Source organism: Flaviaestuariibacter amylovorans, assembly GCF_039541815.1.
GTDB classification, from domain to species: Bacteria; Bacteroidota; Bacteroidia; order Chitinophagales; family Chitinophagaceae; genus Flavisolibacter; species Flavisolibacter amylovorans.
Map to the genome: position 1 here is coordinate 1 of NZ_BAABGY010000024.1, position 6,146 is coordinate 6,146.

Annotated in this window: 2 protein-coding genes; both read left to right on the top strand. The window is 63.0% G+C overall.

Annotation, left to right across the window (positions count from 1 at the left end):
• Positions 1-13 precede the first annotated feature (13 nt).
• Complete coding sequence (locus ABD937_RS23940) at positions 14-157, top strand: alpha-2-macroglobulin family protein (protein ID WP_425185819.1); 144 nt, start codon at positions 14-16, stop codon at positions 155-157.
• Between the two features lie 162 nt (positions 158-319).
• Positions 320-6,146 (top strand): alpha-2-macroglobulin family protein (locus ABD937_RS23515; protein ID WP_345258515.1); only part of this gene is annotated, 5,827 nt, incomplete at its 3' end.

Consider the following 6,146-nt stretch of genomic DNA (forward strand, 5'->3'; position numbering starts at 1 on the left):
CTTCTTTCACTGGCTGCCCAAGGGCACCTATGTGTTCGAGTACCCGCTCTTCGTGACGCACAAAGGGCAGTTCAGCGCCGGCCTCACCACGATCCAGTGCCTGTATGCACCCGAATTCAATGCCCACAGCGAAGGACAGCAGCTGACGGTGGAATGATTTATCGGCACAACCGTAAAAGGCCTGCAGGAGCAATTCTGCGGCCTTTTTTATTTGTATAATTACGGGAGACGGTCGGGTGAACGCACCGGATCATTTACGACAGTGAGGCAGCGAAGCGCCCGGTTTACCGGTCTAGCTACATACACACGAAGCACGCACATGAGAGTGATCCTGATCCTGGCACTGGGCCTCCTGTTTTTTAGCACCACCCCGGTAAGTGCCCAACAGCCCTTCGACCTCCCAGCGCTCTGGGCACGCGTCGACTCCCTTTACAATAAACGCAACCTGCCCCGCTCCGCCCTGAAGGAACTGGAGCGGATCGATGCAGCGGCCCGTAACAGCAGGGACACCATCCAACTCCTCAGGGCCTTCCACTTCAAAGGGCGGCTCCACTACCAGGTAGCGCCCGACAGCCTGCCGATCTTCATCCGGGAACTCGAATCAGAACTCCCCCGTTTCCGCGGTACGTCAGCCGCCTTGTTGCGCAGCCTGATCGCTAACCGCTACGAGGCCTTCTATCAGCGCGCCTACCGCCAGATGCGCGGGCGTACCAACGTCCAAGGGGCCGAGGCGGATAAAGACATCACGGTATGGACAGCCAATCAGCTCCGGGATACGGTTCGCGCGCTCTATGCCGCGTCACTGGAGCCCGCGGGCCTGCTCCGGCGTACCCCATCAGGCACGTACGCTCCGTTGGCCGCCCCGGGCACCGACAGCATCCTCCGGCCCGCCCTGTTCGACCTGCTGGCGCAGGATGTACTCGACCACTACCGGCTGGATCTTTTTCCTGCTACTACCGGGAATGCTTTTCGCAGCGAAGCCTTCCTTTTCGCCCCCGCCGATAGCTTTATGCGGCATGCGCTGGTCGCGTCGGATACGCTCGACTCTAAGTACCGCGCGCTGCGGCTCTACCAGCAACAGCTCGCCTTTCATAGCCGCGACCGCCGGCCCGACGCCTATATCGATATCGACCTGGAGCGCCTCATGTATGTGCGGGCGATCAACAGCCTGCCCGACGAGGACGCCCGCTACGAAGCGGCCCTCCGCGACCTGATCCGCCGCAACGGCACCGGGCGCGCGATGCACCGCGTCCTTTACCAGCTGGCCCTCTTCCTGCACGAGCGCAGCGAGCGGTACCATGTGCTCGCGGATAAGGACAACCGCTGGGAGCGGACGAAGGCGCTCGAAGTGTTGCGCCTGCTCACCGCCGATACGGCTGTACGCAGTACGTACCTCATGCAGGGCATTGAGTTACAGGCCCGGCTCGAGGCGAGGCACCTGCAGTTCGCGATCGAAAAGATCAACCTGCCCGGGCATCCCTTCCGGATCCTGCTTACGTATGCGAACACGCCGCGGGTGTATTTCCGCCTGCTGCGCGTGCCGCCCGAAACCTTCACCGGCGCCTTCCTCATCGACCCGAAACCTTCGCTGCTCGACAGTCCGACCGTACGCACCTGGAGCCAGGACCTGCCGGCTTATGAAGACGCCCTGCAGCACCGGGTGGAATTGAAGGTGGATGCCCTGCCGCAGGGACGCTACCTGTTGCTGGCAGCAACCGACACCACGAAGGGATGGAACGGCAGCCAGGCCCACGAGTATTTCCACGTATCGCGGATCGCCTTCCTGCTGCGCAAGCGCGATCTGTACGTGGTTGACCGCGAGACCGGCAGCCCGCTGTCCGGAGCCGAGTTGGACGTGTTTGCCGGGGACAAGAAATACTTCCGTGAACGCCGGCTGCTGGAACGGCTGCGCACCGACGGCAAGGGGTTCGTAAGCATCCGTTCCGAAAAAGCAAAGAGGGGCGAGCAGTTCGTCTTCCACATCCGGCACAACGGCGACGAATTATTCCTGGGCGATCCCGAGGATGCGGAAGCCGTGCCGCATAAGAAAGAGGATAAAGAGGACGAAGAAGAGGATGAAGAAGATGCGATCGTGCATTTCTATTTCGACCGGGGCATCTACCGGCCCGGGCAGGTAGTGTATTTCAAAGGGATCGTGTTCCGTCCGGGGAAGCCCACGCGACTCCTCCGCCGCTTCAGCACCCAGGTGTTCCTCAACGACGCAAATTACAAGGAACTGGACTCGATGCGCGTCACCACCAACGAATACGGCACCTTCCAGGGGCGCTTCACCCTCCCGCTGACCGGGAGCCTCGGCACCTTCTCCCTCGACACGGACGACGAGGAAGTAGAGAACGAGGAATTCGAAGTGGAGGAATACAAGCGCCCCACTTTCGAAGTGGTGTTCGACACGCTGCGCGGCAGCTACCGGATCGGCGATACGGTGACGATCCGCGGCACCGCGCGCGCTTTTGCGGGCAATCCCCTGCCGGGCGCATTGGTCCGCTACTCCGTGAAGCGGTCGGCTCAATACCGCTGGTCTTATTCGAACAGTAATCATGGGTCGCAGATGCTGAGCGGGGAGGCGCAAACGGATGATGCGGGACGTTTCGCGGTAACCTTTGCTGCCTTGCCGGAAAAGGGCGATGACCGCGCCCGAAACCCCTTCTATGTCTACTCCCTAACGGCCGACATCACCGATGCTGGTGGCGAGTCCCGCAGCGGCAAACAGCAGGTGCATGCCGGCTATACCTCCGTGATCCTGCAGACCCAACTCCCGACGAGCCTACCGGCCGACTCCCTGCGCGCGCTGCCCGTGGCCGTGATGAACCTGAACGGCATCCTGCAGCCGGCTGTGGCCCAGGCGACCATTACCCGACTGCTGCCCGAACAACGCCTGCTGCGAAAACGCTACTGGGAACAACCCGACCAGTTCGTGCTTTCGCGCGACAGCTTCCTGCATTACTTCCCGCATGACCTCTATGCCGGGGAGCAGCTCCGGCAAGACTGGCCGCGGGGTGCGACCTTGCTGAACGCGCATCGGGATTCGGTCAGCGACGGCCTGCTGCAGCTGCCGGCACAGCACTGGCCCGAGGGCGCCTACGAGATCGTATTGACGACACAGGCGCCCACCGGCGAAGAGGTGCGTACCGTGCGCTACATCGAACTGACCCGGAACGACCGGGGCGCCGTTCCGCAGCTCCTGAGCCTCCGCGAAGAACAACAGCATAAGAACGGGAAGCTGCGGGTACGCCTGTACTCCGACAGCGCGCTGGTCGTGTTCCTGACGCGCGACGGCTCCGGGGGCGATCCCGAGAACGTTCAACAAGTACAGCTCGAGCCGGGCGTTGCCCGTATTATTACGGTTACGCCGTCCGCCCGGGCGCCCTATTGGCTGCATTGGACCGCGGTCCGCCACAATCGGATCCACTATCAACAACACTATATCGTACCGGCAAAAAGCAACGAATACCTTAATGTTTCAATGGCCACCTTCCGCGAGCGCAGCCGTCCCGGAAGCGCCGAACAGTGGAAGCTGCTGGTGCGCGGGCCCGGTGGAGAAGCCATAGCAGCCGAAGTGCTCGCCGCGCTGTATGATGCTTCACTCGACGATATGGCGCACTACGCATGGGAACCGCCCAAGGATTGGCGGCGCGGCCGGCCCTACGCGCGGCATATTCCCTGGAGTGGCAACGGATTTCATCACCTCAACGGGCGCAGCGAAAGCCCCTCCCACCATCAAACCTTCACACCCGCACCGCCCACCTACGGTTTGATCTTCCGCCAGTCGGCCTACGGGGATTACTTTATGCGGGTGCCGGACCCGAACCTGTCGGAGGTGGTGGTTACCGGCTATGGGTTTGGAGAGAGAAGGTCGCTTAGCCAATCGGTGGTGCTGCGCGGCCTGACGGGCAAAGTGTCGGGGCTGAACGTGACCACCATCGGCACCCACATCGAGGCGCCCCAACCGCCGCCGCCGCTGCCCCCGCAGCCGGCGACGCCCCGCCGCAACTTTGCGGAAACCGCCTTCTTCTTCCCGCAGCTACGCACCAATAAAAAGGGCGAAGTGCTGCTGGAGTTCACTTACCCCGAGTCGCTTACCCGCTGGAAGCTCCAGGCATTGGCGCACACCCGCAACTTCGGGTTCGGCATGACGACCCAATATGCGGTGACGCAGAAAGAGCTGATGGTACAGCCCAATGCGCCCCGCTTCCTGCGCCAGGGCGACCGGATCACGCTACGCGCGAAGGTGGTGAGCCTTTCGGGAAACATCCTCAGCGGACAGGCCTGCCTTGAGCTGCTCGACGCGGCCACCGGCAAGGCCGTGGACAGCAGCTTCCGGAACAGGCTTGCCTGTCAGCCATTTACGACGGGTGCCGGCGGCAACGCGGTGCTTTCGTTCCCCATCGAAGTACCCGATGATTTTCAAAGCACGCTGACCTGGCGGATCACTGCCCGTAGCAATAATTTTTCCGATGGGGAAGAGCACCTATTGCCCGTGCTCTCCAGGCGGATCCTCGTGACCGAAACGCTGCCGCTGCCAATGACCGGAGCGGGTACGCGGACCTTCCGCTTCGAAAAGCTGCTGGCATCCGAATCCAGCAGCACCCTGAAGCACCGTAGCTTCACGGTGGAGTATACGGCCAACCCCGTATGGTATGCCGTACAGGCCTTGCCCTACCTGATGGAGTACCCATATGAATGCGCCGAACAAACCTGGAACCGGCTCTATGCAAATGCCCTGGGCGCCGATATCCTCGGCAGGTCGCCCCAGATACGCGCCGAGTTGGGTCGCTGGCAGCGTGCCGACCTACCGGCCACGCGCCCGGACGGCGAACAAAGCCCGCAGCTGCACTCCGCACTGCTCGAAGAGACCCCTTGGGTGCTGGAAGCCAGGAGCGACAAGGACCGGAAGGAACAACTTGCCCGGCTCTTCGACGCGTCGCGGCTCAGCGGAAGCCAGGACCAGGGCTGGGATAAGCTGCAGGCCCTGCAACTCCCTGACGGCAGCTTTCCCTGGTTCGGGAAAGGCCCCGGCGACCCCTACATCACGGCCTACATCGTTTCGGGCATGGGCCACCTGCGCAAGATCGGCGTGCCGCTGGAAGGCAATAACATCCGGAAGAAGGCACTCGCCTACCTCGATCAGCGCGCGTACCAGCGCTACCGAGACCTGCAGCAACAGCCAAACCCTCAGCTTTACCCCGCCGATCTCCAGTATTTATACTGCCGAAGCTTCTTCCGCGATACGTCGATCAAACCCGCAACCGACACGGCGCTGCGCTATTTCCTGGGGCTTGCCGAACGCCAATGGCAGCGGCTGCCGCTTTCGAGCCAGGGCATGGCCGCCCTGGCCCTGCACCGCTTCGACGGTCCGGAACCCGCGCGGGGCATCCTACGCTCCCTTGCAGAGCGCGCCACCGGCAATGCCGAGGAGGGCCTCAGCTGGGCCGGCAATGCACCCGGACGCAGTTGGAGCTGGTGGGACGCACCCGTAGAAACACAGGCACTCCTGATTGAAGCCTTTCACGAAGCCGGCAACGATACGGCCTTCATCGACGGGCTGCGCCTCTGGCTGCTCCGCCAGAAGCAGACCCGCGACTGGCGCACCACCCGGGCCACCGCTGAAGCCTGCTATGCGCTTCTCCTGCGCGGCAGCGCCTGGGTGAACGCGGAGCCGCGCGTGCAGCTCTTAGCCGGCGCCCTGCGGATGCACTCCGAAGAAAAAGGCCTTGGGAAAATGGAGCGCCATGTTCCGGGCGAAGAAGTGGTCCCTGCGCTGGGCGCGATCACCGTTTCGGTGCAAGCGCCTTCCCGGGCCGGCTCCGCGCCGCCCTCCTGGGGCGCTGCCTACTGGCAGTATTTCGAGGACGTCGACAAGATCACCCCGGCAGCCACGCCGCTGCAGCTGGAGCGGCGCCTCTTCCGGGAAGTGATGACCCCGAACGGACCGGAACTACAGCCCACCGGCGCGGGCGCTGCACTGCGGGTAGGCGACAAGCTGCGCGTGCGCCTCGTGCTGCGCGTGGACCGCGATATGGACTATGTGCACCTGAAGGACCTGCGCGCCTCGGCGCTGGAGCCCGTGAACGTGCTGAGCAGCTACAAATGGCAGGACGGCCTCGGCTACTACGAGAGCACCCGCG